At 67.7% G+C, this 25,499-nt stretch carries 20 protein-coding genes and 1 pseudogene; 13 read left to right on the top strand and 8 right to left on the bottom strand.

From position 1 onward, the window contains the following. Positions 1–168: 168 nt before the first annotated feature. Positions 169–426 (top strand): hypothetical protein, encoded by a 258-nt coding sequence (locus ACWEQQ_RS36855; protein WP_452351482.1) that lies wholly within the window; start codon positions 169–171, stop codon positions 424–426. Between the two features lie 117 nt (positions 427–543). Here ACWEQQ_RS36855 and ACWEQQ_RS36850 read toward each other — a convergent pair whose 3' ends face one another. Continuing rightward, positions 544–3,822, bottom strand: coding sequence for a protein kinase domain-containing protein (locus ACWEQQ_RS36850; protein WP_452351481.1), 3,279 nt, complete (start codon positions 3,820–3,822; stop codon positions 544–546). Positions 3,823–4,677: 855 nt separating this feature from the next. On the opposite strand from ACWEQQ_RS36850, the gene ACWEQQ_RS36845 reads away from it, so the two are divergent. After that, complete coding sequence (locus tag ACWEQQ_RS36845) at positions 4,678–5,304, top strand: helix-turn-helix domain-containing protein (protein WP_452351480.1); 627 nt, start codon at positions 4,678–4,680, stop codon at positions 5,302–5,304. A gap of 23 nt (positions 5,305–5,327) precedes the next feature. Here the strand turns inward: ACWEQQ_RS36845 and ACWEQQ_RS36840 are convergent, their stop codons facing one another. From ACWEQQ_RS36840 to ACWEQQ_RS36830, 3 genes are all read right to left on the bottom strand, one after another. Next, on the bottom strand, positions 5,328–6,905 hold the full coding sequence (locus ACWEQQ_RS36840; RefSeq protein ID WP_452351479.1) for a hypothetical protein: 1,578 nt from the start codon (positions 6,903–6,905) through the stop codon (positions 5,328–5,330). Between the two features lie 790 nt (positions 6,906–7,695). Beyond that, positions 7,696–9,048, bottom strand: a complete 1,353-nt coding sequence (locus ACWEQQ_RS36835; protein ID WP_452351478.1) for a DUF1254 domain-containing protein — start codon at positions 9,046–9,048, stop codon at positions 7,696–7,698. A 280-nt stretch (positions 9,049–9,328) separates the two neighbouring features. Next, entirely contained in the window at positions 9,329–9,562 is a 234-nt protein-coding gene (locus ACWEQQ_RS36830) for a hypothetical protein (RefSeq protein ID WP_452340983.1), read from the bottom strand. A gap of 15 nt (positions 9,563–9,577) precedes the next feature. Here ACWEQQ_RS36830 and ACWEQQ_RS36825 point away from each other — a divergent pair. From ACWEQQ_RS36825 to ACWEQQ_RS36815, 3 genes and pseudogenes are all read left to right on the top strand, one after another. Continuing rightward, positions 9,578–9,841, top strand: a pseudogene (locus tag ACWEQQ_RS36825) (RBBP9/YdeN family alpha/beta hydrolase); the annotation flags it as partial. A 15-nt stretch (positions 9,842–9,856) separates the two neighbouring features. Next, positions 9,857–10,618: a hypothetical protein gene (locus tag ACWEQQ_RS36820; protein ID WP_452351477.1), complete on the top strand. Its 762-nt coding sequence runs from the start codon at positions 9,857–9,859 to the stop codon at positions 10,616–10,618. Between the two features lie 422 nt (positions 10,619–11,040). Beyond that, positions 11,041–12,552: an LAGLIDADG family homing endonuclease gene (locus tag ACWEQQ_RS36815; protein WP_452351476.1), complete on the top strand. Its 1,512-nt coding sequence runs from the start codon at positions 11,041–11,043 to the stop codon at positions 12,550–12,552. 163 nt (positions 12,553–12,715) lie between these two features. Here the strand turns inward: ACWEQQ_RS36815 and ACWEQQ_RS36810 are convergent, their stop codons facing one another. Beyond that, positions 12,716–13,501, bottom strand: a complete 786-nt coding sequence (locus ACWEQQ_RS36810; RefSeq protein ID WP_452351475.1) for an amidohydrolase family protein — start codon at positions 13,499–13,501, stop codon at positions 12,716–12,718. Positions 13,502–13,585: 84 nt separating this feature from the next. Between ACWEQQ_RS36810 and ACWEQQ_RS36805 the strand changes: the two genes are divergently transcribed. The 4 genes from ACWEQQ_RS36805 to ACWEQQ_RS36790 all read left to right on the top strand — a co-directional run bounded on the left by ACWEQQ_RS36805 (position 13,586) and on the right by ACWEQQ_RS36790 (position 18,644). Continuing rightward, positions 13,586–13,954 carry a MerR family transcriptional regulator gene (locus tag ACWEQQ_RS36805; RefSeq protein WP_452351474.1) on the top strand — a complete coding sequence of 123 codons (369 nt, stop codon included), beginning with the start codon at positions 13,586–13,588 and terminating at the stop codon, positions 13,952–13,954. A gap of 31 nt (positions 13,955–13,985) precedes the next feature. Further along, the gene (locus ACWEQQ_RS36800; protein ID WP_452351473.1) at positions 13,986–15,917 is read left to right on the top strand and encodes a CocE/NonD family hydrolase; all 1,932 of its coding nucleotides are present in this window, start codon (positions 13,986–13,988) and stop codon (positions 15,915–15,917) included. Between the two features lie 135 nt (positions 15,918–16,052). Beyond that, positions 16,053–17,996 carry a DUF6301 family protein gene (locus ACWEQQ_RS36795; RefSeq protein ID WP_452351472.1) on the top strand — a complete coding sequence of 648 codons (1,944 nt, stop codon included), beginning with the start codon at positions 16,053–16,055 and terminating at the stop codon, positions 17,994–17,996. A 9-nt stretch (positions 17,997–18,005) separates the two neighbouring features. Then, a complete protein-coding gene (locus ACWEQQ_RS36790; RefSeq protein WP_452351471.1) occupies positions 18,006–18,644 on the top strand; it encodes a class I SAM-dependent DNA methyltransferase in 639 nt (212 codons plus the stop codon). A gap of 12 nt (positions 18,645–18,656) precedes the next feature. Here the strand turns inward: ACWEQQ_RS36790 and ACWEQQ_RS36785 are convergent, their stop codons facing one another. Then, complete coding sequence (locus ACWEQQ_RS36785; RefSeq protein ID WP_452340975.1) at positions 18,657–19,079, bottom strand: winged helix-turn-helix transcriptional regulator; 423 nt, start codon at positions 19,077–19,079, stop codon at positions 18,657–18,659. Positions 19,080–19,145: 66 nt separating this feature from the next. Between ACWEQQ_RS36785 and ACWEQQ_RS36780 the strand changes: the two genes are divergently transcribed. The 3 genes from ACWEQQ_RS36780 to ACWEQQ_RS36770 all read left to right on the top strand — a co-directional run bounded on the left by ACWEQQ_RS36780 (position 19,146) and on the right by ACWEQQ_RS36770 (position 23,424). After that, positions 19,146–20,048: an NADP-dependent oxidoreductase gene (locus ACWEQQ_RS36780; RefSeq protein ID WP_452351470.1), complete on the top strand. Its 903-nt coding sequence runs from the start codon at positions 19,146–19,148 to the stop codon at positions 20,046–20,048. 89 nt (positions 20,049–20,137) lie between these two features. Then, positions 20,138–21,673, top strand: coding sequence for an FAD-binding protein (locus tag ACWEQQ_RS36775; protein ID WP_452351469.1), 1,536 nt, complete (start codon positions 20,138–20,140; stop codon positions 21,671–21,673). Positions 21,674–21,870: 197 nt separating this feature from the next. After that, a complete protein-coding gene (locus ACWEQQ_RS36770; protein ID WP_452351468.1) occupies positions 21,871–23,424 on the top strand; it encodes a phytoene desaturase family protein in 1,554 nt (517 codons plus the stop codon). 39 nt (positions 23,425–23,463) lie between these two features. On the opposite strand, the gene ACWEQQ_RS36765 is transcribed toward ACWEQQ_RS36770, so the two are convergent. Then, complete coding sequence (locus tag ACWEQQ_RS36765; RefSeq protein ID WP_379400700.1) at positions 23,464–23,880, bottom strand: winged helix-turn-helix transcriptional regulator; 417 nt, start codon at positions 23,878–23,880, stop codon at positions 23,464–23,466. Between the two features lie 87 nt (positions 23,881–23,967). Between ACWEQQ_RS36765 and ACWEQQ_RS36760 the strand changes: the two genes are divergently transcribed. After that, entirely contained in the window at positions 23,968–24,867 is a 900-nt protein-coding gene (locus tag ACWEQQ_RS36760; protein ID WP_452340971.1) for an NmrA family NAD(P)-binding protein, read from the top strand. Here ACWEQQ_RS36760 and ACWEQQ_RS36755 read toward each other — a convergent pair. Beyond that, on the bottom strand, positions 24,842–25,486 hold the full coding sequence (locus ACWEQQ_RS36755; protein ID WP_452340970.1) for a class I SAM-dependent methyltransferase: 645 nt from the start codon (positions 25,484–25,486) through the stop codon (positions 24,842–24,844). The genes ACWEQQ_RS36760 and ACWEQQ_RS36755 overlap by 26 nt on opposite strands. Positions 25,487–25,499 lie beyond the last annotated feature (13 nt).

Raw genomic sequence — 25,499 nt, 5'->3', positions numbered from 1 at the left:
CGCAACACCGGCGTCGCCCCCATCGCCGCAGAAGCCCACCTGATGTACGCACTGGCCCGGTTCACGCCTCGCATCGCGGCGGCAGTCTCGGCCAAGCTTGCCGGGGTCACCAAGTAGCCCAAAGGCAAACTCACCCATGTCACCCGCCGATGCTGTCCCCGTACTGCGATGGCCGAACCATTGATCAACATGCTGTGGTGGTTCTACATCGCGGAGAACGACCCCTCCATAAGAACAATCGCCCAGGTCATCGAAGAGTTGGCCGACGACCAGCGGAACGGCACGGCCAATCACGAAACGATCCGCCACACCTCAGGAGCGACGAGCCTCCCGCAGTCACAGAGCGTGGAGGAGATCTTCTTGGCGCTGCTCCAGATCGCCGATGTGGATCCAGACGACATCGGCAACAAAGACGATGACGACTAGCTGCGCCCTCTCATGAGGTTGTTCCAACGCGTCAAGTTCGAGGGTGAGTTGTTCGGGCTGCCGGGGTGGGCACGAACGCTGGGACCGGATTCACCGCGCGCGATGTCTCGATTGCGGTCAATGATTCTGTCGTTCGGTGTGTTCGGTGATCCAGGCTGCGATCTGTGCCCGGGAGGTGAATCCGAGTTTGGTGAGAATGTGTTCCACGTGCCCCTCGGCGGTGCGTTGGGAGATCGTCAGCTTGATCGCGATCTGCTTGTTGGTGAGGCCCTGGGCGATGAGATCTGCAACCTGGCGTTCGCGCTTGGTCAGTCCCACGTCGGGACCCGGCGTGGTCTCGGTGGGTTGCTCACCGACTGCGTAGGCTACGGCTTCGTCCATACCCATCGCTTGGCCTTTCTGAACGGCCGCATGGAACCTGCGTGCCCCCAGGGCTGCACGCGCCGACCGGTCGCATGCGTCGTGATAGGGAAGTGAACCCGCGACGATACCCGCAGCGCTACCCATGAACCGTGATAGTTCCTTCGCGGCTCCCATCAGAACGGCCGCGCGCTCGGCGTCACCGCCGGCGCCGACGGTCCAGGCCAGCGCCTCGAGACTCAACGCGGCGACGAGCGGGCTGCTTGTTCGACGGTTGACGCGCAGCGCCTGCTCGAGCAGCTCTTGTGCCCGTTGTCGCCGGCCTTGCCGCCATACCGCAAATCCCATGCCCCACAGCGAGATCGGGCGAAACAGCGATTCACCGCAGGCCTCGGTGATGGAGAGCACTTGCTCCTGACACTCGATCGCCCGCTTTGTATCGCCCTGCAGGGCGTGTACCTGACCGAGAAACGTCAAGGCGCCAACATAGAGATATCCCTGTCGATTCGAGCTGAACACGTCGATGGCACGTTCGAGGGGGGAGAACGCGCGAGCAAGGTCACCGATGTAGAGCGCCAGGAAGCCATCGGTGTAAGACGCCAACGCCTGGGTCATAGGAGTGGGATCCTGTTCGGCGAACGCGTGGGATTGCTCCGCGAGCGCGGCCGCCGACTCGAGATCGCCCTGCGTCGCGGCCAATACGGTGCCGGTATGGAGCGCCTTGACGCGGTCGGGTATCGAGTGCGCGCGCGGGTGGGCCAGGGCGCGGTCGATCCAGCGTCGGCCTTCGTCGTGCAGATCCCGAAAGATCCAGAACAGAGACAGTGCGCTGACGGCGCGTAGTCCAGCTTCGGCCGCCTCATCGGTGTCCTCGGCCAGGCAGTATTCGAGTGCGCCGCGCAGGTTCGGCTGCTCACGGTCGAGTCGGGCGATCCAGTAGGGTTGCCGGTCACTGATCCATCCGGCCTCCGCGTCCAGCGCCAGCCGCTGGTACCAGTCGCGGTGCCGGCGCCGCACCAGTTGATCCTCGCCGGACTCCCGCAGCCCCTGCCGGCCGAAGTCGCGGACCGTCTCGAGCATCCGGAACCGCACCACGCCGTTGGATTCGTCGCGGATCAGGATCGACTTGTCCACCAGCGAGGACAACACATCGAGCGGATCGTCCGGTGCCATATCGGCGCCACAGATCTGTTCGGCGGCGTCGATTTCGAAGCCACCGGCGAACACCGCCAGCCGGGCCCACAGCCGCTGCTCGGCCGGGGTACACAACTGGTAGCTCCAGTCGATGCACCATCGCAGGGTCTGCTGCCGCGTCGGCGCGGTGCGGCTGCCGCGGGTCAGCAGCGCATACCCATCGTTGAGCCGCTGCAGGATCTGCTCGGGCGACATGGTGCGCATCCGGGCCGCAGCCAGCTCGATCGCCAGCGGTAACCCGTCCAGCCGGGCACAGATACGGGCGACCGCGGACTTGTTGCCCTCGGAAAGTTCGAAACCCGGGACCACCGCGCTCGCGCGGTCGGCGAACAACGTCACCGCGGCGTAGCGGGGTAGTCCTTGCAGCGACGGCGTCCGGTCCGGGTCCGGCACCGTCAGCGGCGACACCTGCAGCACCATCTCCCCGGCAATGTCCAGCGGTTCGCGGCTGGTGGTCAGGATCCGCAGGTGTGGACAGTCCCGCAACCAGGTCTCGACCGACTCCGCCACCGATGCGACCAGCTGCTCGCAGTTGTCCAACACCAGCAGCAACTCCTTCGTGGCCAGGAACTCCACCACCACCTGCTGCAGCGGCCGTGTCGGATCGTCCCGCAGCCCCAGGGCAGCGGCCACCACGTCGACCAGCAGCGATGGGTCGGACACGTCGGCCAGCTCGACCAGCCACACCCCGTCGGCGAACTCCCGCCGTGCTGCTGCCGCCGCCCGCAGCGCCAGCCGGGTCTTGCGGACCCCGCCGATCCCGGTCAGTGTCACCAGCCGGACCGAGGACAACAGATTCTTCACCTCCGCCATCTCGCTGCGGCGATCGATGAAACTGGTCAACGTCAACGGCAAACTGTCGGCACCCCGTGGTAGCGCCGCCGCCGGTGGACGCCACCCCCGCATGGCGGGCGTGCGGTCTCGGTGCTCGTGTTCCGGTTCGGCGACGTGTATCGCCATCTCCTCGACCGCGAACCCGTAGCGGCGCTGCTCCTGCCGGATTGCCTCCCCGAGCGTCGCCGCCGAGGGCCGTTCGCGCGGATCACGGCTCATCGCCGTCGCCACCACCGTGGCCACGCCCTCGACGACACCGTACTCGCGCAGGTCCGGCATCGGCTGGGTGGTGATCCGCAGGAACTGGGTCACCACGTTCTCCCCGCTGCGCCGTTCAAACGCGGCATGCCCGGTCAAGGCGCAGAACAAGGTGGCGCCCAGCCCGTAGACGTCCGCTGCCGGAGTGGGAGTCTCGCCCTCGAGCACCTCCGGGGCGGTGAATGCCGGCGACCCCGCGAGGGTTCCCGCCGCCGTCTGAAACCCACCGGCGATGCGCGCGATGCCGAAGTCGGTCAACGCAGGCTCGCCGTAGTCGGTCAGCAGGATATTGCCCGGTTTCACGTCCCGATGCACGATACCGAGGCGATGTGCAGACTCCAGCGCCCCCGCGATCTTCACACCGATCCACAACACGGTCTCCACCGGCAGCGGGCCCTGCCCGCGGATCCGCGCATCCAGGGAGCCCAACGGGTGATACGGCATCACCAGAAACGGGCGTCCGCTCGCGGTGGTACCCGCTTGTAGCATCGTCACGATATTGGGATGCCCGGTCAGCCGACCCATCGCCCGCTGCTCCCGTAGAAATCGCCCCCGGTTCTCTGCGTCGAGCTCGGCGGTCAGGATCTTCACCGCCACCATCCGGTCCAGCTCGGGCTGGGTGCAACGGAATACCACACCGAAGCCGCCCCGCCCGATCTCCTCCACATCCTCGAACCCGGCCGCGGCTAGTTCCTCCGCGACCGGTTCGGATACGTCACGGATTGTCCGGAACAGATCATTCTCGCTCATGGGCTGTAGCCATCCCCCAGCGCGTGCCCAGCAACCGGACAACGCGCGCGGACAACCCTCAGCGTATCTCACCGGCCTGTAACGGCAGCCGATCGTAGACGGCCGCCTCAGATCCCTGTCATCAACAGCGCGATCACCCACAGCAGCCCCTATCGAGGCGACAACGCCGATGCACGCAAAGCGAAGACCACCAGCACCTACGCCAAGCGCGGCTACACTCCCCAGCGCGCTGCATCCAACATTCTCGACGCCATCGACCACAACCGTGCGGTAGCCCCCATCGCGGCCGAGGCACACCTCATGTACGTCCTATCGCGGGTAGCGCCCCCGGCGGCCCGGTGGCTGTCGGCCATGCTCGCCAACATCGCCGAGTGAACCGAGCAGATCCAACGCTCGCGGTCCCCACTGCCGGGTCCGGGGGTTCTGCTGAGATCAAACGGCGAATCGAGGACGGTTCGCGAACGGACGCCTACGACGATCCCATCGGCACGCAACACCGGCGTACCGCGGCAGGCGGATACGCAAAGATCGAATAACTTCCTGGTCCGGCGTTGTCGACCCCCTCGGCGAGCCAAGGTGTGTCCGTCAGCGGGTAGGGGCTGACCGGACTGGCAGGCGCGGAATCCAACGAAGTTCCATGTCACGCCATCAACTCGGACCGTCCGCCGAGGCCAGGCCATATCCGTTGGATTTTCGGTGGCTGCAAGTGCCGCCCACCGCATCGAATGCGAACTCGCGACACCGGACTGCCGAGCGCGGTGACCGACAGCGTCGCGGAGATCGGTGTGCCCACCGAGGTCGGCGAGTCCGTGCGGCAGCGTCGATGCCGGCGATCAGCCCCGATACGGTGGTGATGTGACACAGGCGCGCGGCAGACGTGAGTTGAACAAGATGGCTACGCGGCAGGCGTTGCAGGCGGCGGCCGACCGACTCTTCGCCGAGCGAGGCTACTCGGCGACGACGATTCGGGAGATCTCCGATCAAGCGGGGGTGAACGAGCGGACGTTCTTCCGTTATTTCGCCGGCAAGGAAGAGTTGCTGGTCGACGAGCTGATTACGCGGCTGCCGCTGCTCACCGATCAGATTCGCGCGAGGCCGAACGATGAGGCCCCCTTGGTGGCGGTCCAACGCGCGGTCCTCGGACTGATCCAGCCGAACCGGGGTCGGATTCGCCCGACCGTGCTCTCGGTGTATTTGGAGCAGCGCTCCGAGGCGGGATTGGGCTTGTCCGGGCTATCGCTGGCCCTGAGGTTCGAGGAGGCCATCGCGGCCGCTATCGGTGACCGGCTCTCCCGTATGGACCCGGTTCCTGCCGACCTCGACTTCCTCGCCGACCTCTACGGCCGGACCGCGGTCGCGGTATTGCGCAGCGTTCTACTACGTGACCGGCAACTTCGAATGCAGGACGCCGATTCGCGACCGGATCTGATCGAGCTGATCGAGCAGGCATTCAGTGCCCTGCCCGACGCCTGGCACACGTAACACGTGCGCCAGGCGGCCTCAGCTCAGTTCGTGGAGTGCCACGAGTCGAACGCGGCACCGTCGGCGAAATAGGTGACCGAGGGCAGATACGGGCCCATGACAGTCGATTCGTCGCCCGGTGTCCGGGTGTTCTGGACGGCGTTGGCGAAGTCCGGGTCCGGAAGCATGTGCCGAATCTGCAGCCAGCCGAAGTCCGGATCCTGGTCGCCGTCGCCACGTGGCGACCATTCGATCCATCCGACGCCGTGCTGGGCGTTGGCGTCAGCGGGTCGGTCCTCGGCCCGGCTGATGACGATGGTGTAGTTACCGTCCTTGTCCGTAGGGATCTGCTCGTCGTAGGCGCAGTCCATGACAGCGGTCGTGTAGACGGACTCGTTCATGCAGAACGAGGTGTAGCGGACCTGGCCGGAGCCCATGATGTTGTCACCGTGGAATGTTATGGGCGTTGTCGGCAGCTTGCCTTGCAGGACAACAACTTTGCCGAACTTCCTGTTGAGGGCTGTGCGAATGTAGTTGTTGTCGACATTGGGAAAGAACCCGCCGCCGCCCGACCGAGTCGGGTTGGACTCGGCGCCAGGTGCGTTGTCGCCGGTGTAGAGCTGCAGCAGATACCGGCGGTCGTACTGAGACCGCCATTGCGCGGGATAGGTTGCCGGGAACGTGTCGGGGACCTGCCTGGGCACCTGCACCAGCGCCGACGGAGCCGTGTAGATGGTCGGGCAGCCAGGGGCGATCAGCGACTCGGCAATGCCGGGTAGCACGTTGCACGGTGCGTTCAATTTGTCGGGGTATCGGAGCGCTCGGTAGGTGTTGAGGTTGAGGTTCAGCGAGCCGGTGGCCAGGTTCGTGGCCGTACGGTCATCCTCGGAGTGCAGGGCCTGGCAGGCGGCCTGTCCGGTCAGTACCGTGCCGTCCTTCAGCACCAACTTGGGTTGGGGCAGCGGCACCCCGCCGGTGAGCGGTAGTCCGGCGTCGGGCACATAGACCCGAGTGAGCAGGATTTCGGGGATCAGACCGCCGACGACCGGCAAGTTCGATGCGGCCGTGTTGGACTTGGTGTAGAGGACATTGCGTGGGGCCTCGGTGCTGTGATGATTCAGGGTGAAGCCGGGGTTCTGCTTGTCGACCACATTCACGGTGAAGGCACGGTCGGTGGCATCGCGGTGCTCGCCGGCCCGGAACGGGTTGGTGGCACCGGAATTCGGATCGATCTGGTAGTCAGCGAGCCCGTCGACCGCCGCCCCGAGCAGGTCGTAGCTGATCAGCGAGAAGTAACGACTGTGCGGAAATTCCCCTTCGAGAGTCAGCGTCGAGCCTGCGGGGCGGTTGAATGTCGCTCCCCAGTAGGTCGCGTCGGCGTCCGGGTAGGCGGTGTTGATGTCATGCGCGCCGTAGGCGCCGTTATGCCAGAAACAGTCGGTGAATCGGCCGCCGACGCGGCTCGAGGTTCCGCTCGATGCGTCGGGCCCGGCGGTCGCGAGCGGCGTGAGTGCGCCGGCGGCAGTAAGGGACAGCAGCGTGAGAACAGCGATGAGGAACGCCGGTAGTGGTCTCGCGGCAGCAAGCAGCCGTCTGGGCCGCGCCTGGGATCGTGATGACATAGAACTCTCTTTCAGGGGCATGTTCGCCGGATCAGCTGCCGAAAGGACTCCGGATGTGGAGCCCTCGGAACCGGACGATCCGTAAAACTGTCATGACTGACAGAATTTAGCGTACCGCCTTCCCGGGCGTAGCGGATCCCGGCCCATCATTGGTCTCGCGGGACTCAGGACGCCGCGTCGGAACGATGGACGCCGGACGTAAGGCCTGCTCATGTGCGCATCGGCATCAGCGCGATCGGCATCGCGGCGGGTGTGCACCACGTGGCGCACGGTCCGCGCGCGGCCGGGTCCAGCCGTTGTGACCGGCCGAATACTGCGGCGCGCGTCAGCGGCAGCTCGTCGGGGGCACTCGCATGCGTATCCGGACGCACGGTGATGGAGTACTCGCCACCCGGTGCTGGATTGCCGCCACGGATTGGCCGAACCGGCGTCGGGTGCGATGCGGTAGTCCGCCAGCGCGGAGGCGGCACCGTAGGTGAAGTTGGCGGCCTTGCTGCCGTAGGTGTTGAACGACATGTAGCGGGCGTCGGAGAGCCGGCCCGTGATGGTGAGCATGGTGTCGGGACCGACGTCGTAGGGCACGATCCAGCACCCGGTGCTGGTGTCCGGGTATGCGACATTGATTCAGCCGAGGGTGCGCGGCGATATTTCCGCCGCCATGTGCAGAAGGGTTGTCCCACAGACGACTTCGCCGGCAAGCCCCTAGCGCTTCCGCAGATCAGCAGCTCACCGAGAACACGCTGCAGCCGCCGCCCGACGCTGGGCGGCGCAGCCTGAAGACCCCGTCGGATCAGGAGACCAGGGTCAGTGCGGGTGGTTGCCAGCGGCCGTCGAAGGCTTCCGGTTTCGGGACGTAGAGGCGCAGGAACAGACCGAATTCGCCGGAGTCCGGGATGGGCAGCCAATTGCCCTGCGGCACATCCGGTCCCGGATCGGCGGCCTGGATGGCCAGTTCCACCGAGCCGTCGGGGCCGGGTACCGGGGGGACCAGGTGCCCGACGGCGTAGATACCCGCCGCATTGGATACCAGATATCGGTCGGCGGTATAGGCGGTGAGTGACCAGAACGCATCGACGGGTGGGATTGCTCCGGGCGCGAAACGCAGCCGGTAGCGACGGGGCACATCCGGTGTTCCGGCGTCGGCGATCAGCATCGGATAGATGGCGTCCTTGGGCAGGTTGGCGCCCAATGCCCGCATAGCGACACTCGCTCGCAGCAGATAATCGGTGCCGTAGCTGCCCAGGTTGACGTCGAAGGACCAGCCGTTCTCGTTCTTGGCCTGGGGATTTCGATAGTCGGCGATACGCCGGCGGGCATCCTGCACCGCGGCGTCGAGGTCCGGGTCGGACAGGGAGAAGTCCGTGCTACCGGGTTTGATGCCGATTCCGGCGAAGCGGGCCAGGGCCGCAGCGTCTTCGGGTGGGGTGGCGGCCATGGCATTACACAGGTGCTTGAAGAAGGTGCGGCCGTCCATGCGCGCCACCGTTTCCGGCGGCGGTGTGCTTTGCGCGTGCAGGATAGCGTCGGGTACCTGGATCGGGGCCGGGCGCACACCGAGCCTCCAGGCACTCAGCGGGGCCATGACCAGCTGCTTCCGCGCGGCCTCCGCGGCGGCCTGATCGGCTGCGCCGTGGTTCTCGACGCGGGCGATCAGCCAGCCGCGATCAGTGGGCAGGGACAGCTGAGTGACGCCCTCGGGCAAGGTGCCCGACCACCCGGGCCCGGTCACCGCGTAAAGGTGGGGCGATTGCCCGGCGGCCGTACCGGGCGCGATGCTGCTGGGGTTGTGCACGGTGTTGGTCCACGCATCCATGAACTGCAACAGCCAGTACCGGTCCGAGGCGGTCGGCGCTTGCACGATGACCGGCTCGTTGCGCAAATCCAGCCAGGCCGAGGCGTACAAGGTGTCCACATTGGGTGCGACCACGGACTTCGCTGCCGGATCGACGGGCGGGGGCGCCAGGAAGAGATTCGTCGCCAGACCGGCCCCGTTCGCCGCGCGCGTGATGTCCATCAACACCAGCGGATAACCGAATACGTAGGCGTCAGCGGCGATATCGCGGGGATCGCCGGACACGGCGGCATCGCCCTGCGCGATGACCGCGCGCCCGAACAGTCCGAAGGCGGCTGCCGCTGCCGTCATCCCGATGAACCCGCGGCGGGATACGCCCCGTCCACCGAGCCCGGTTCTGCTCCGCGTCTCCGGATTCCGCATCTGGTCCACCAATTCCTCCTGGTTCCCCTACGTACAGAGCGTCCGACGCATCGGACCCTCGAACAAGGCATGTCGCCGGCAATTCAGCTCTGTGGATTACCGGGCCATATCGACAGCGCGCGACATCTGGCGGCTATCAACTGGTCAGGTGACCTTCGGCAGTCGGCGGTGTGGGCTGCGCCGACCACACCCTTCCATGAACTGTCAGTTATGACAACTGTCGTTGATGACAGTTGTTCGAGGCGGTGACCTCGATCCAGTTCTCGGGTACACCGAAAGCGCGGATCACCGAAATGATGCCAGCGACAATGCCTTTCGCGATCAGCAAGAGGAGCCGCCCGAAGAGCCCGCTCGGATCCCGCTGGCCGATCCGGTCGGCAGCCGGGGGTGAGCCACTGGGAGCGCCGCGGATTCTAAAAATGTCGGTAATGACAGTTGTCATGTCTGACAGTTTATGCGAGGCTGTGCGAACCCGATCCCGCGACGCTGGCTGCCATTCCCCACCGCCGTGGCCGCGAGCACCAACGACCCCTTCGCCACCCGCCGGCGCGTAGCCGGCCTGGCCGAAGCCTGGGGCAGCCGCCTGATCGACGCCGGCCCGGTCGGACACCTCGACCCCGCCGCCGGCTACGGACCCCGGCCACAAGCCGGGCAACTGATCGACGACGCGACCCCAAACACGGTGCGCACCATCCCAGATCCGCACCAATCCCGTAGATGAAACAAGGAACACCCGATGAGGAAAACCACCACCGCCGCACTGCTCACCGCGACAGCCATCGCACTCACCACCGCAACGGCCCACGCCAACCCCGCTCCCGCCGACCCAGCGCCGAACGCCGTGCACTACGAAGTCGCCCGACGCGGCGACGCCGCCGTACTCACGACCAACGACGGCAAGCTGAAGGTCGACGGCGACCAACTCGTCGTCACCGACCACACCGATCAACCGATCGCCGCCATCCCGCTCACCTACCAGATCGACAACACGGCCTACCCGATCAACGCCCAGATCGACGGCGGCACAGCAACCCTCACACCCTCGAGGACCGACGGCCGCCCCGCCGAGGCCGTCTCCCGCAACCAGGTCATCACCACCGACCAAGCCGCCAAACAGATCGCGGAATCGGTCAACCCCCGCGACGCGCAAGCCCTGGGCACCTTCGCCCAGCGCCTCACGATCGGCGCCGCCGTCAGCGCCGTCCTGGGCGCCGTCCTCGGCGCCGGCGTCGGCTGCCTGACCGGCGCCGCAGTCGGTGCCGCGATCACCAGCCCGGTCATCTTCCTGCTCGCACCCTTCGTCGGCGCCGCCGTCGCCGGCTGTGTCCTCGGCGCCGCCACCCTCGCCGCGGTCGGCTCCATGACCGGGCTCGTCGTCGCCGGCGGACCCATCACCCTGTTCGCCGCCATCCAGTACTTCTCCACCATCCTCTCGCCCTGCCCACCCGAGCTCGCCTACTGCAAAGACCCCGCACAACCCGCCGCGCCCGCGAAATAGCAGGCCGCGCCACAACCGCGCACCCGGGGATCACGTCCGTTCCGGGTGCGCGGCCATGGCCTACCCGCCACCCAACCGCCGCGACGGCATAAACCCAGGAAATGACTCGCGCTGAAATCCCTTCTCCACCACATATTTCCGCAGGCGGGATGAGTGAATCACCCCGAAGGCGGTGTCCACATCGGACGCCGATCAGGTGTGGCGGGCGATCGCATTGCACAATCGCCGAGGAGGTATGACGAAACGTTGCCGCTCTGGTAGCCCAGACACGGTCGATCTTGCGGATCTGGATGAACTGGGCGTGCTCCCCAAAAGCGGCCCACCAGGCCTCGACAAACAGGCCTTATGTCTAAGCTCCAAGGGTAGCCACATCCATCACGTGACGTTTAATCCCGATCGAGATTCCCTGCCGCAAGAAGGTTTTGGGCACCACATGGGATGGCTTCGACCGGCAGATCAGACGCCGTTTGCCAATCCTGAAGAATGGCCATCTTTTTGAGACAGAACGTAGTGGCCAAGTTGTGAGACAACTTCAAGACCCGCAGGTCGGAGAGTTATGGCTGGCCACGACTCTTGAGACCCTACAGAACCAAGCTCCTGATGAAGCAAACGGTAAGCGCACCAACCACTTCGACCGATGCAGACTGGGCGGCCTCGCCGCTTCCGCACGAGTCTTACCCGCCGACAATGGAATTCCCGTATCGCTAGCAACCTTGATCAACAGCGGTGAGCGGCCTTCTGCATGGTCGCTGGACAAGCAGATGCGCTTTGTCACCATGCCACTCGAGAATGTGTTCCCTTGCGGCCGTGGCGAAGTCATGCGACTTCATCTTGCCTCCGGCCATTCCATCGATCTGACGATCGAAGCACGCCTGCTGACCATCAACGGCTGGAAACAGCTGGCTTCACTCACGGTTGGCGATCGTACGGCCATCCCCCGTTGGATTCCCCAGCCCGTACACGCCACAGATATGGTGGATGCCGAGATAATCCTGTTGGCACACATGATCGGTAACGGCTCTTGCGTGAAGCGCCAGCCCATCCGTTATGCGAGCATCGACGAGGAGAATCTTGCTGCCGTAACGGTGGCTGCCTCCCACTTCGGCATCACGGCCGTCAGGGATGATTATGCGGCAGCGAGAGTCACCACACTCCGACTGCCGGCTCCGTACCGGCTCGCTCGCGGAAAACACAACCCGATTGCGGCATGGCTCGATGGGCTCGGCCTCTTCGGACTGCGCAGCTACGACAAGTTCATTCCGGGGCCGGTCTTCACCCTGCCCACCGATCTGTTGACACTTTTTATTAGACATCTGTGGGCCACCGACGGTTCCGTGCGCTGGAACGAGCAGGGCCATCAAGCCCAGATCTATTACGCGTCAACAAGCCTGAGACTTATTGAGGATGTCGCCTGTCTGCTGCTCCGTCTCGGAGTGCATGGACGCATCAAGAAGATCCAGAAGGCCGGATACCGCGACTGCTGGCATGTCCGAATCGATGGTGTCGACAACCAGAGCGCCTTCATCGAGGACATCGGTGTACACGGAGCACGCGGCGTGATCGCAGAGGAATGCTTGGTCAAGCTCGATGCGATGACTTCGAACACCAACGTTGACACGATCCCGAAGGAGATCTGGGACACCGTTCGAGCACTCTTGCAGGCCCGAGGAATGACCCATCGAGAGTTCCAATCTGCGATGGGAACCAAGTTCTGTGGGTCCACCATGTGGAAGCACTCGCCCAGCCGCCCGCATCTGGCCCGAGCTGCAGACATCCTGGATGCTCCCGAACTGGCCATGCTTTGTACCAACGATATTTTCTGGGATCGCATTACGGAGATCAGCGATCTCGGCGAGCAAGAGGTGTTTGCCGCCACGGTCCCGGGCACCGAAAACCTCATCGCACAGGGTGTTTCGGTCTACGCGGGACTCTGACACCAGGCTCGACTCATCGCGAGCTCTGAGCTCCGGACGTAAGCGGGCGTGACGGCGGGGGCAGTTCCCGCCGTCACGCTCGCTCGATGTGGCTATCGTCCGCCCCGGAGGATTCGTTGCTGAAAATTAGCGACAATCTTGGGGATTGGGGTGTACTCGCAGGTCAGGGGCGGAGAATTCGTTGAAAGTTGTCCTCCAGGAGCAGGGTTCGCACTGCTGGATCCGCGATGGCGGCCTCGACGGTGTGTCGCGCGGCGACCACGTCGCCGTAGGGTGTGTTCGAGCCGAACAGGCACTGATCGGGGACTTCGCGTGCGGCGGCGGCGACCGCGAATACCTGTAGCGCGCTCGACAGATCGATGTGCAGGTTGGGCCGGTCGGCGGCCAGCTCCACCAGATCCAGGGCGTGGAATCCTCCCAGGGCGCCGACGATCAGGGGTACCGACGGATAGCGGGCGGCCAGTGCCGCATAGGTGCGGAGATCGTCGAGGGTGTTGGGTGCGAAGCCGTGGACCAGTACGGGTATCCCGCCGTGGTCGGCGCTGACGGCCAGCACCGGTTCGATGCGCGCGGCGTGGCCGGGCGGCGGGGTGACCTCGCCGATGCCCACGATGCCGGGGCGGGTCAGGTAGGGCTCGAACCATTCGCCGAGGCGCTCGGCGGGCAGAAGCGAGGGCAGGCTCGCGAAGGCGAGGGTGGTGTCGGGGTGTGCGTCCAGCGCGCGCAGCACCTCGTCCATGGCGACCCGCACCTCGTCCGCCGCCGCGTCCGCACCGCCGATAACGGCTGTCAGCCTGGCGAATTCGGCCCGCACCTCGCCGAGTGTGCGGGCGCGTTCGGGGTGGACCCGGGTGGACAGCAGCACCGTGCGATCCACGCCGGCCTGCGTCGCGCGCGCCAGCTGTGCGGCGGGGTCGGTGGTGATGTGGGCGTGGACATCGGTGACCATGGCGTTTCCTCCGGCGGGGAATGGGCGGCAGCGGCTCGACGCTAAACGTTGACACTGGGGTCAAGGTCAAGCCGGAGGACATGGATGCTGATCAGCGAGCTGTCGCAGCGCAGTGGGGTGAGCGCCCGCGCACTGCGGCACTACGACCGCAGCGGCCTGCTGGAGGCCGGGCGGCGGTCCAATGGTTACCGCGACTTCCCGGAGTCGAGTGTCGAACGGGTGCGCCGGATTCGGACGCTGCTCGAGGTGGGTCTCGAGCTGTCGGGGGTCGCGGAGCTGCTGCCGTGCTTCGCCGCGGACGGACAGCTGGGCGGGTGTGAGCGGGCGCGGCGCCGGCTGACCGATCGGATCGCGGATCTGGACCGGTCGCTGGTGGCCATCACGCGGGCGCGGGCCATGCTGGCCGCGGAGGTCGCGCGGTGGGATCGGCCTGCTTTGCCCGATTGCCGGTGAGTGGGCGTGGGACCGGGGTTACGGTCGACCAATGAGCCGTAGTGGGAGAGGGCGCGGTCGTATCGCTCGAGTGGGGGCGGTGGCCGGGGCGATCGCGCTGGTGGTCGCGGGCTGTGGGAGCGGGGGGAACGGGTCGGCGCCGCAGGGGGCGGCGAGCTGGCCGCCGTCGGACGGGCGCGGGTCGTGCGCGGTCGACAAGCAGGAGAATGTTCCCGCGACCATGCGCGACGGCGTGGTGCTGAAAGCGGATGTGTATCGGCCCGTGTCGGCGGATCCGGTGCCGGTGATTCTGATGCGGACGCAGTACGGGAAGGCGGCCGCGCAGGTCCAGCCGTTTCGCTACCAGACCCCGGACTGGTTCGCCTCGCACTGCTATCTGGTTGTGGTGCAGGATATTCGGGGTCAGGGGCAGTCGGGCGGCACCTTCACCGAGTTCGCGAATGACACCAACGACGGCTACGACTCGGTGGAGTGGGCCGCCACCTTGCCGGGTGCGAATGGCAAGGTCGGGATGTACGGTTCGTCGTATGTCGGTGCGACGCAATGGCTTGCGGCCGTCGGCGCGCCGCCGCATCTGACGACCATCGTGCCCGCCAATACCGCCTCGGATTATTACGACGACTGGACCTATGAGGGCGGTGCGTTCCGGCTGGCGTTCGTGGAGCCGTGGGCCATGGAGACCATCGGCGCGAGCGCGGCCCTCAATCGCGGTGACACCGCCACCGCCAAGCAGCTGGGGGTCGATGGCGCGGACTACACGCGCTGGCTGGGTTTCCGCCCGTATCAGCAGTTTCCGCCACTGCACCCGGATGATCCGGTGGTCGCGCCGTGGTTCTACGACTGGATCTCGCATTCCACCCGCGACGACTATTGGAAGCGGTGGAGCATTCGCGATCGGTACGCGAACGTGAAGGTCCCGGTGCTGGATGTGGAGGGTTGGTACGACGCCTTCCTCGCCGGCGGGGTGCAGAATTTCTCCGGCATGGTCGCCGGTGGCGGCACGCCGGAGGCTCGTGCGGGGCAGCGGCTGGTGCTGGGCCCGTGGGATCACGTCGGCTGGGGACGTCCGGGCAGCAAGGTGGAGACCCCGATGCTGGCGGCGAGCGGTGCGGCGGGCGACAGTCCGATCAACGACCTCATGCTGGCCTGGTACGACCATTTCCTGAAGGGCAAGGACAACAAGGTGTCCGGGCAGCCGGTGGTCGACTACTTCCTGATGGGTGCGAACAGGTGGAAGTCGGCCTCGGCCTGGCCGCTGCCGAATACCCGGTGGACCACCTATTACCTGTCCGGCAATGGCGGCAATGGGATTCAGGGCCGGGCCGGGCTGCTCACCACCGATGCCCCGCAGGACGCGCAGCAGCCGGATCGCTACGACTACGACCCGCTCAATCCGGTGCCCAGCGCCGGCGGGCACTCCTGCTGTGGTGCGTCGACGGGACCGCAGGGTCCGGTGGATCAGTTCGTGGTGGAGCAGCGTTCGGATGTGCTGACGTACACGACCGCGCCGATGTCCTCCGACACCGAACTCACCGGCCCGATTCGCGTGACGCTGTGGGCGTCCTCGACCGCGACCGACACCGATTTCACCGCGAAGCTGGTGGCGGTGGCCCCGGACGGCTCGACGGTGAATCTCAACAACGGGATCGTGCGCGCCGCGTTCCGCGATTCGCTCGATCATCCGTCGCCGATCGTGCCGGGTCAGCCGTATCGGTTCACGATCGATGTGTGGCCGACCAGCTATCTGGTCAAAGCCGGATCGGCGATCCGGGTGGAGGTGTCGAGCAGCGATTTCCCGCAGTTCGCACCGAATCCGAATACCGGTGACCCGTTCGGGCAGAACACGAATACGCAGATCGCGACGCAGACCGTGTATCACGACCAGGATCACCCGTCGGCGTTGGTGTTGCCGATCATTCCGGCGGGCGACGCGGGAAGTTCACGTTTCCCGCTGGCGCACTGACATATTCGCCCCCGATCATGACCGTGGCCGGGCTTCCCGTGGATTGTCCGCCCCGTGCGGGAAGCACCGGCCGCCTACAGACTAATCGCGATCGCGAAGGCCCCCGGCACGGCCGGGGCGGGTTAGTGTCGCTGGGTGGCTTTCGAGGTGCGTGTCGATACCGCGGGTGCGGTCGAGATCGTGAGAGCGGCAGCGGGGTTCGGCTGGCGCTGGGGCTCCGGCAATGTCTCCGAATTCGCCCGGCTGGTCGGATGGAGTAGTCCGCAGCCGGTGGGCACACTGCGTACCGGCCCGGTCTTCTCCCGGACCGGGCTGTCGGTGTGGTGGGACTCGGCCATGTTCTGGGGCAGCGACCGCGGCCTCGACCATGTGCGCGTGACCATCTCCGACTGCCCGGCCCCCGCGGAGTTCGGCAGCCGGGAACTCCTGGACGCGGCGCTGGCCCGCACGGCGGCCCTGTTCACCGAGCACTGGGGCGATCCGGAGAGCCCGGCCGCGGGCCCGGCCGAGGGTCCGGCCTGGCGTTTCCCGACCGTGTTCGCGGGCCTCACCATCGGTGTGGACACCGTCGATCTGCTGCTGGTGAACCCGACCGCGCAGCGGTACTGGATGGAACGCCGGCACGAGACCGCCCGCCGCCGCGCCGCCGCGGGCGCCTGGACCCGCTTCGCCGAGAACCTGGCGGGCTTCGTGGAGACGCTGCCGGTGGACGCGCGCCTGCTGATCACCGCGCCCGGCAGCCGCTTCGTGCAGTTCGACGCCGGGCCGGAGCAGCTGACCGGCGAACTGGCCCGCGCCGAATTCATCGACCCCACCTGGTATTACGGCCCGGAGACCGAGCAGCGGCTGATCGACCTGGGCTGGACGCCGCCGCGCGAGGACAACTGGACGCGCACCCTGTCCCGGCGCGCGGGCACCGTGGCCATGAGCGGGCTGGCACTGCGCACCGCCGACACGCTGCGCACGGTCGGTGTCACCGCGCCCACCGAGCTGGTGGCCGACGCCTGGGTGGAGGGCGGCGCGGATCTGGACGTGACGCCGCTGGGCGTCCCCCCGCATCCCACCTCCCGCAGCCAGCGCGCCGAATTCCTGCGCCGCCACGCCCTCTCCGACTTCGATGCCGGGCCGCTGCGGGTGGACGTGCCCGCCGGTGTCGAGATAGCGCGCGCGGCACGGGCTTTCGACTGGACCTGGACGCGCGCCGATCTGGACGGCTTCGCGGCCGCGGTGGGCTGGAAACCGCTGCACGACAGCGATACCGGCGAGCGCACGGTGTGGGCGGACACCGAATTGGGCGTGGACGAGCCGCGCGCCCGCTTCTGCTTCGACGGTGACCGGCTGGAGGCGGTCTGTGTCACCCTCAGCGACAGCATCGAATCGTTCCTCTACGACGAGGGCCTGCCCGGTGAGGTGCGTGAGCAGCGCACCGCCGCGCAGGCCCGCGCCCTGGACGGCTTCCGCACCGAGTTCGGTGCGCCGCGCCATGCGGTGCTGGGCCAGGCGCACGGGCCGGCCTGGCCCGGCGACCGGCTCACGGTGGGCCTGGTCACCGAGCCGGACACGGTGGAGCTGTACCTGGTGCGGCCGGGCGAACGCGACCGCCGCCTCATCATCGAGCAGCAGCGCGCCGCCTTCCGCGCCCACGATCGCGAATGGGCGCAGTGCTATGAGGAATTGGCCGCCCTGATCGCCGATCTCACCGAATCCGGCCAGCTCACCGTGGACGCCGGGGAACCGCATCGCGCCCGGATCAATCTCGACCACGACCGGGGCCACGAGCTGTTGCGGCTGGAACTGGCCAGCGCGACCGCCCGCGAATTGTCCCCGCGCGTCCTGAAATTCATGCTGCGCGACGGCTGGCAGCATCCCGATCATCGATATCCGCTGTGGCACATCGATCTTCCGCTGCCCGCCCTGCCGCGTGATCTGCGCCGGCTGGCCCGGCTGGCGGTGCTGCCGCTGCGCACCCTGATGCCGCCGCAGGCCCGGTTGCGCGTGCTGTTGAACGGCGAGTATCAGGCGGTGCGCGCACCGTCGACGGGCGCGATCGGCGCGCAGGCGGCCGTGCCGGACGCCTAGAGTCGAGGCATGATCGACAGCGAGGACATGCGCGTCACCCGGGCCGCCTACGACGAGGTGGCAGAGCTGTACGCCAAGCTCTTCCACCGGCAGCTGCACACCAATATCTTCGACCGATCGATGCTGGACGCCTTCGCGGAAGCGGTGCGGGAGAAAGGGAATGGCGCGGTGGCCGATATCGGCTGCGGGCCGGGCCGGGTCACCTCGTATCTGGCGGCGGCGGGGCTGGAGATGTCCGGGGTCGATCTGTCGCCGGAGATGATCCGCCTGGCCCGGGAGGAGTACCCGGACATTCCGTTCGAGGTCGGTCCGATGGAGCAACTCCGGTATGGCGATGCCGCCCTGGCCGGGCTGGTGGCCTGGTACTCGATCATTCACATTCCGCCGCACCGGGTTCCGGCGGTGCTGACCGAGTTCGCGCGGGTGGTGCGGCCCGGCGGGCACGCCGTGTTCGGTTTCCAGGCCGCCGACGAGCCCACGGGCGTGCGGGATTACGCGCACAAGGTCGCCCCCGCCTACCGGTGGGCGCCGGTCACCTTCGCGGAAGCGCTGGCCGCCCATGGTTTCCGGGCCACCGCCACGCTGTCGCGGGAGGCCCGCCCGGACGAGTACACCCCGCACGCCACCGTGCTCGCGGTCAGGGTCTGAGAGTGCCGGTGGTCAGGGCCGGATCGGTTCCGGTTCCCGTGCCGCCCGCTCGTCGAATTCGGTTCGGGCGGCGGTGATTTCCTCGGCGTGCTGCAGCGCCCACTGTCCCATGGCGTGGGTGATCCGGCCCAGGTCGGCGCCCATGTCGGTGAGCGCGTACTCCACCCGGGGCGGCACGGTCGGATACACCGTGCGCCGGACCAGCCCGTCGCGTTCCAGGTCCCGCAGGGTGCGGGTGAGCACCTTCTGGGTGATGCCGTCGAGGCGGCGGCGCAGTTCGTTGAATCGGATCGGCCCGCCCTCGTTGCGCAGGGTGCCCAGCACCAGCAGCACCCACTTGTCGGCCAGCACCGCGAGGATGTCGCGGGCGGGGCAGCGCCGCAGGTAGCTGTCGACCAGATTTCCGGATGGTTCCCAGTCGGAGACGGTATCCATGAGGTACCTCGGGATCAAAAGAGTGCCTTCTTCCCCCGAGATACTATCCGGCGCAGGATCGAGATCATGAAAGCGATCAGTCAGCGCACCCTCGGTGGACCGGATGTTCTGGAGACGGTGGAGGTCGATGTTCCGCGACCCGGCACCGGCGAGGTGCTGGTACGGGTGGCCGCCACCTCGATCAATGCCGCCGATTGGAAACTCCGCTCGGGCGCGGTCACCAAACTGGGCCCGCCGCCGTTCACGCTGGGCTTCGACCTGTCGGGTGTCGTCACCGCGGTCGGCGCGGAGGTCACCGAATTCCGGCCCGGTGACGAGGTTTTCGGGAATGTGCTCAGCCCTTCCGGCGCCTACGCCGAATACGCGGTGACCCCGGCGCAGTTCCTCGCCCACCGGCCCGCCGGGCTCGACCACATCCACGCCGCCGCCCTGCCGACGGCGGTGCTCACCGCGTGGCAGGCGTTCACCGATGTCCAACCGGGACAACGGGTTCTGGTGCACGCGGCGGCGGGCGGCGTGGGGCATCTGGCGGTGCAGATCGCCAGGGCGCGCGGTGCCTACGTGATCGGCACCGCCCGTGCGGCCAATCACGACTTCCTGCGCGGCCTCGGCGTCGACGAGCTGATCGATTACACGACAACCGATTTCACCACCGCCGTCAACGCTGTGGACATCGTGTTCGATCTGGTCGGCGGTGACTATGCGGCCCGCTCGCTGCGGGTGCTCACCCCGCACGGCCGGATGATCGACGCCCAGGGCGAGGAGCCGCTCGACGATCCCCGCTATCACCGTCTCTGGTTCACCCCGTCCGGCGCCGACCTGCGCGCGGTCGCGGACCTGGTGGCGGCCGGGCGGCTGCGCGCCGAGATCGATCGGGTGATGTCCCTGGCCGATGCCGCCGAGGCGCACAAGCTCAGCGAATCCGGCCGGGTGCGCGGCAAGATCGTCCTGACCACCTGGCACGACTGATCCGGCTTTCCGGCCATCGGGATACTTGATGCACGGGCCGCTCCCGGCGCATACCGTCGCGGAGAGACCACGTTGATCAGGGAGTAACGGTGACGGACTGGAACGAAGAAGTCGATGTCCTGGTGGCAGGGTCGGGCGGCGGCCTGGCCGGGGCCTATACGGCGGCGCGTGAGGGACTGACGGTGGCGGTGGTGGAGGCCACCGACAAGTTCGGCGGTACCACCTCGTTCTCGGGCGGCGGCGGGGTCTGGTTCCCGTGCAATCCGGTGCTGCAGCGGGCGGGCGTGGACGACACCATCGAGGACGCGCTCACCTACTTCCGGTCCGTGGTCGGTGACCGTACCCCGGCCGAGCTGCAGGAGACCTACGTCCGCAATGGCGCCAAGGTCATCGAATACCTGGAGCAGGACGAGGCTTTCGAATTCCAGATGTTCCCGTGGCCGGACTATTTCGGCAAGGCGCCCAAGGCGCGGCTGGACGGCAAGCGGCACATCATCCCCGCGCCGCTGCGGGCCGCGAAGCTGGGCGAGCTGAGCGACTCCGTGCGCGGGCCGCTCGGGACCGATCGCCACGGCGACCCGCAGCCCGACTACCTGATCGGCGGGCGGGCCCTCGTCGGCCGGTTCCTGCTGGGGCTGTCCAAGTACCCCAACGCCAAGCTGTACCTGAATTCCCCGCTGGTCGAGCTGGTGACCGAGGACGGCGCGGTGGTCGGGGCGATCGTCGAGCGCGACGGTGCGCGGGTGGCCATCCGGGCCCGCAAGGGCGTGCTGCTGGCCGCCGGCGGTTTCGAGGGCAACGACGAACTGCGGCAGCGCTACGGAGTGCCGGGCGTGGCCCGGGACACCATGGGGCCGTGGGGAAATCAGGGTAAGGCGCACGAGGCGGGCATCGCGGTGGGCGCCGACACCGACCTGATGGATCAGGCGTGGTGGTCGCCGGGCCTGGTGCACCCGGACGGGCGCGCCGCTTTCGCGCTGTGGTTCACCGGCGGCATCTTCGTCAACCAGGCCGGTGAGCGCTTCGTCAACGAGTCCGCGCCCTACGACCGGCTCGGCCGCGACATCATCGAGCACCTGAACGACGGCTCGGCGACGCTTCCGTTCTGGATGGTCTACGACGACACCGAGGGCATCGTGCCGCCCATCAAGGCCAGCAATGTGCCGATGGTCGACGCGGAACGCTATGTCGAGGCGGGCCTGTGGAAGACCGCCGACACCCTCGAGGGCCTGGCCGCCGAAATCGGTGTGCCCGCCGACGCACTGGTGGCGACCGTGGCCCGCTTCAACGAATTCGCCGCCCAGGGCGTGGATCCGGACTTCGGCCGCGGCGACGAGGCCTACGACCGCGCCTTCTCCAATGGCGAGCCCCCACTGACCCCGATCGTGAAGGGCCCGTTCCACGCGGCCGCCTTCGGCATCTCCGATCTGGGCACCAAGGGCGGGCTGCGCACCGACACCGCCGCGCGGGTGCTGGACACCGACGGCGAGCCGATCCCGGGCCTCTACGCCGCAGGCAACACCATGGCGGCGGTGAGCGGCACCGTCTACCCCGGCGGCGGCAATCCGATCGGCGCGTCGGTCCTGTTCAGCCACCTGGCGGCACTCGACATGAGCGGCCGCTAGCCGCGCCCCGCGCCCAGGTTCGCGGCGCGTCTCGTTCTGGACTGCGCTCCGCCTCCCCGCGCTTGGAGCGGAGGAGCGAAGCGGAGGAGCGGAGGAGGGAAGCGGAGGAGCGGAGGAGGGAAGAACGAGACTCCAGCGCCGCGAACCCGCCGGAGCGAAGCGGAGGCAAATCAAGCACAGTGTGATGCGATGGGCGCATGACGCGAGCGGGATACGACGTGATCGTGGTGGGCGGCGGCCACAACGGCCTGGTCGCCGCCGCCTACCTGGCCCGGGCCGGGCGTTCGGTGCTGGTGCTGGAACGCCAGACCCACACCGGTGGCGCGGCGGTGTCCGAGCGGGTGTTCCCGGGCTTCGACGCGCGACTGTCGCGCTACTCCTACCTGGTGAGCCTGCTGCCCGAGCGCATCGTGCGGGATCTGGACCTCAGCTTCGAGACCCGCAAGCGGCGCATCTCGTCGTACACGCCGATCGGTGGCACCGGGCTACTGGTGGACAACGGTTCCGAGGCCGCCACCCGCGCCAGCTTCGCGCAGGTCACCGGATCGGAGCGGGATTACGAAGCCTGGCAGCGCTTCTACGCCATGACCGGGCGACTGGCAGAGCGCGTCTTCCCGACTCTGACCCACCCGCTGCCCACCCGCGCCGAATTGCAGCGCACGGTGGACGATTCCACCGCCTGGGAGACGATTTTCGAACGGCCCCTGGGGGAATCGGTGGAGGCCGCCTTCGCCGACGAAACCGTGCGCGGCGTGGTGCTCACCGACGCGCTCATCGGCACCTTCACCCACGCCCACGATCCGGCGCTGCGGCAGAACCGCTGCTTCCTCTACCACGTGATCGGCGGCGGTACCGGCGACTGGAATGTGCCGGTCGGCGGCATGGGCGCCCTCACCGACGCGCTCGCCGGCGCGGCCCGCACGGCCGGGGCCGAGCTGAGCACCGGATGCACCGTCACCAGCATCGAACCCTACGGCGACACCGCCGACGTGCACTACCTGCACGGTGATCACGGGCACGTGGCCAGCGCGCGGCACGTGCTGGTGAACGCCGCGCCCTACGTGCTGGCGGGACTGCTGGGCGAGTCGGCCGAGAAACCCGAGGGCGCGCAACTGAAGATCAACATGCTGTTGCGGCGACTACCGAAACTCCGTGACCCGCAGGTGGATCCGCGCACCGCCTTCGCCGGCACCTTCCACATCGCGGAATCGGCCGGTCAGCTCGAGCGCGCCTACCGGGAGGCGGCGGCGGGCACGCTGCCCTCGGCCCCGCCCTCGGAGATCTACTGCCACACCCTGACCGACCCGTCGATCCTAGCGCCGGAGCTGAACGAGCGCGGCTTCCACACCCTCACTCTGTTCGGGTTGCACACGCCCGCACGGCTTTTCGCCGACGATCCGCGCGGCGCCAAGGAGCGGCTGGTGGATGCCACACTGGCGCAACTGGATTCGGTGCTGGCCGAACCGATCCGCGACTGTCTCGCCCTGGACGGCGAGGGCAACCCGTGCCTGGAGGCCCGCACCCCGGTCGAACTCGAACGCGAGATCAGCATGCCCGGCGGCCATATCTTCCACGCGGACCTGTCCTTTCCCTACCGCGCCGACGATGCCGACGACAGCCCCGCCGCCCGGTGGGGCGTCGCGACCGGGCACCGCAATGTCCTGCTGTGCGGTGCGGGCGCGGTCCGCGGCGGCGGCGTCAGCGGCATCGGCGGCCACAATGCCGCCATGGCCGTCCTCGAGGCGGGCTGAGCGAATCCGCGTGCGGGGCCGAGCGACCGGAATCGGCGCTCAGTCCAGTTCGCCGTGCTCCGCGTCCCAGCGGGCGCGGGCCGCGGCCACCGCGTCCATGTGCGCGCGGGACCAGTCGGCCAGGTAGAAGGCGACCCCGGCCAGGCTTTCACCCATCTCGGTGAGCCGGTACTCCACCTGCGGCGGAATGGTCGGGTACGCCGTGCGCTCCAGGAACCCGTCGCGCAGCAGCCTTTTCGTGGTGAGCGTCAGCATGCGTTGCGAGATACCCGGCACCGCGCGCTGCAGCTCGCCGAACCGGCGCACGCCCTTGCGCAGTTCGACCAGCACCTGCACGGTCCATTTGTCGCCGATCCGGTCCAGGGTGTCGCGGATGCCGCAGTGGTCATCGCCACACGGCCCGGCGGGAACAGCGGCTGCGGCCTGGTCGGTAACAGCGGTGTTCGTGACTGACACCGAAGTGCCTTCTTCCCAGGTCGCCACCGTCGTCGGAAGCTCGGTCAGGTCGTGGTCCACGACCTTCGCAACGCAAGGAGTAGCGCAATGATTCTCGTGACCGGCGTTTCCGGCGCTCTGGGCGGACTGGTACTGGCGGGCCTGCGGGCCCGGCCGGATCTGGAGGTGGTGGCGGGCACCAGCTCCACAGCCGCGCAGCACAGCGACAACACCGCCCGGCGCATCGATTTCGACGATCCCGCATCCCTGACCGCCGGCTTCGACGGCGTGGACACGCTGGTGTTCATCTCCGCCGGATACGCCGAGGACGATGTGGTGACGGCCCGCCACGGCGCGGTGGTGGCCGCCGCGGCCGCCGCCGGGGTGCGGCACGTCGTCTACACCAGCCTCTCGGCGTCGGCCGGGCACACCACCATCGCCGTCCCGCACCTGTGGACCGAGAAGCAGCTGGCCGCAGCGCCTTTCGAGGTGACGGTGCTGCGCAACGGGTTCTACAGCGAGGTGCCGGTGGGCCTGGCGGCCGGGGCGGCCGAATCCGCCGCCGCCACCGGGGTTTTCGCCGCACCGTTCGGCACCGGCCGCATCTCCGGGGTATCGCGGGAGGATCTGGCCGAGGTCGCGGTGCGGGTGGCCGCCGAGGTCGAGCGCGACCTGCGCGCCGGAGCGTCCACCGCGCACGCCGGTCGCACCTACGAGCTCGAGGGTGTGACCTCGGTCAGCGGCGCGGAGATCGCCGGACTGCTGAGCGAATCCCTCGGCCGCCCGGTCGAATACCGGGACGTGCCGCTCACCGAGCTGCGCGACAGCCTGGTCGGCGCAGGCCTCGAACCGTATCGGATCGGGCACACGGTGTCGCTGTTCTCCAACCTGAAGGCGGGCTTCCTGCACGCCACCCACAGCGATCTGCCCACCCTGCTGTCCGGCGCGCCGCGCCCGATCCGCGCCGAGATCGCGGCGGCGGTCAGCGGGCCGGGAGCAGCTGGGTGACGAGCCACAGGCGGCGGGGCAGCTCGCCCTCCTCGAAGCAATGCCGGTCGCGCAGCTCCCATCCGGCGGCGAGGGCCTCGACGAGTTCCGCGGAGAAGAAGTGCACGGCGAAGCCGCCGTGCTCGTAGATGTCGTCGCCGAGGGATTTACCGCTGCCGAAGTGGGCGTCGTCGGTATTGCGGACGGTGTAGACGAACGCGCCGCCGGGTTTGAGGACGCGGCGGATCTCGGCGACCAGGTCGCGGATCTCCTGGGTGCTGAGGTCCATGCACAGCAGCATGTGCGCGTACACCGCGTCCACGCTGCGATAGGGCAGCGGAATCGGCTGGCGCACATCGTGTTCCAGGGTGCGGACCCGGTCGCCCGCGCCTTCGGCGTCCGCCCGCTCCCGTAATTGCGCCAGCGCGACGGCACTGAAGTCGGCGGCGGTCACCCGAAAACCCTGGCGCGCCAGGTGGAGTGCGTCCCGGCCGTGGCCCGCGCCCAGTTCCAGCACGTCGCGGGCCCCGCGCTCGCGGAACAGACGCGCCGCGTACACGGCGGCCTCCGACGGCTCGTCGCCGTACATCTCCGGATGCGTGCGGTAGGTGCGCTGCCAGTGCTCGTGCTGGTCGCTCATGCCCCCAATCATG

It is taken from the genome of Nocardia sp. NPDC004123 (genome assembly GCF_053603795.1).
The sequence above is the reverse complement of the archived record's forward strand: the minus strand, read 5'-3'. Positions and strand labels throughout refer to the sequence as shown.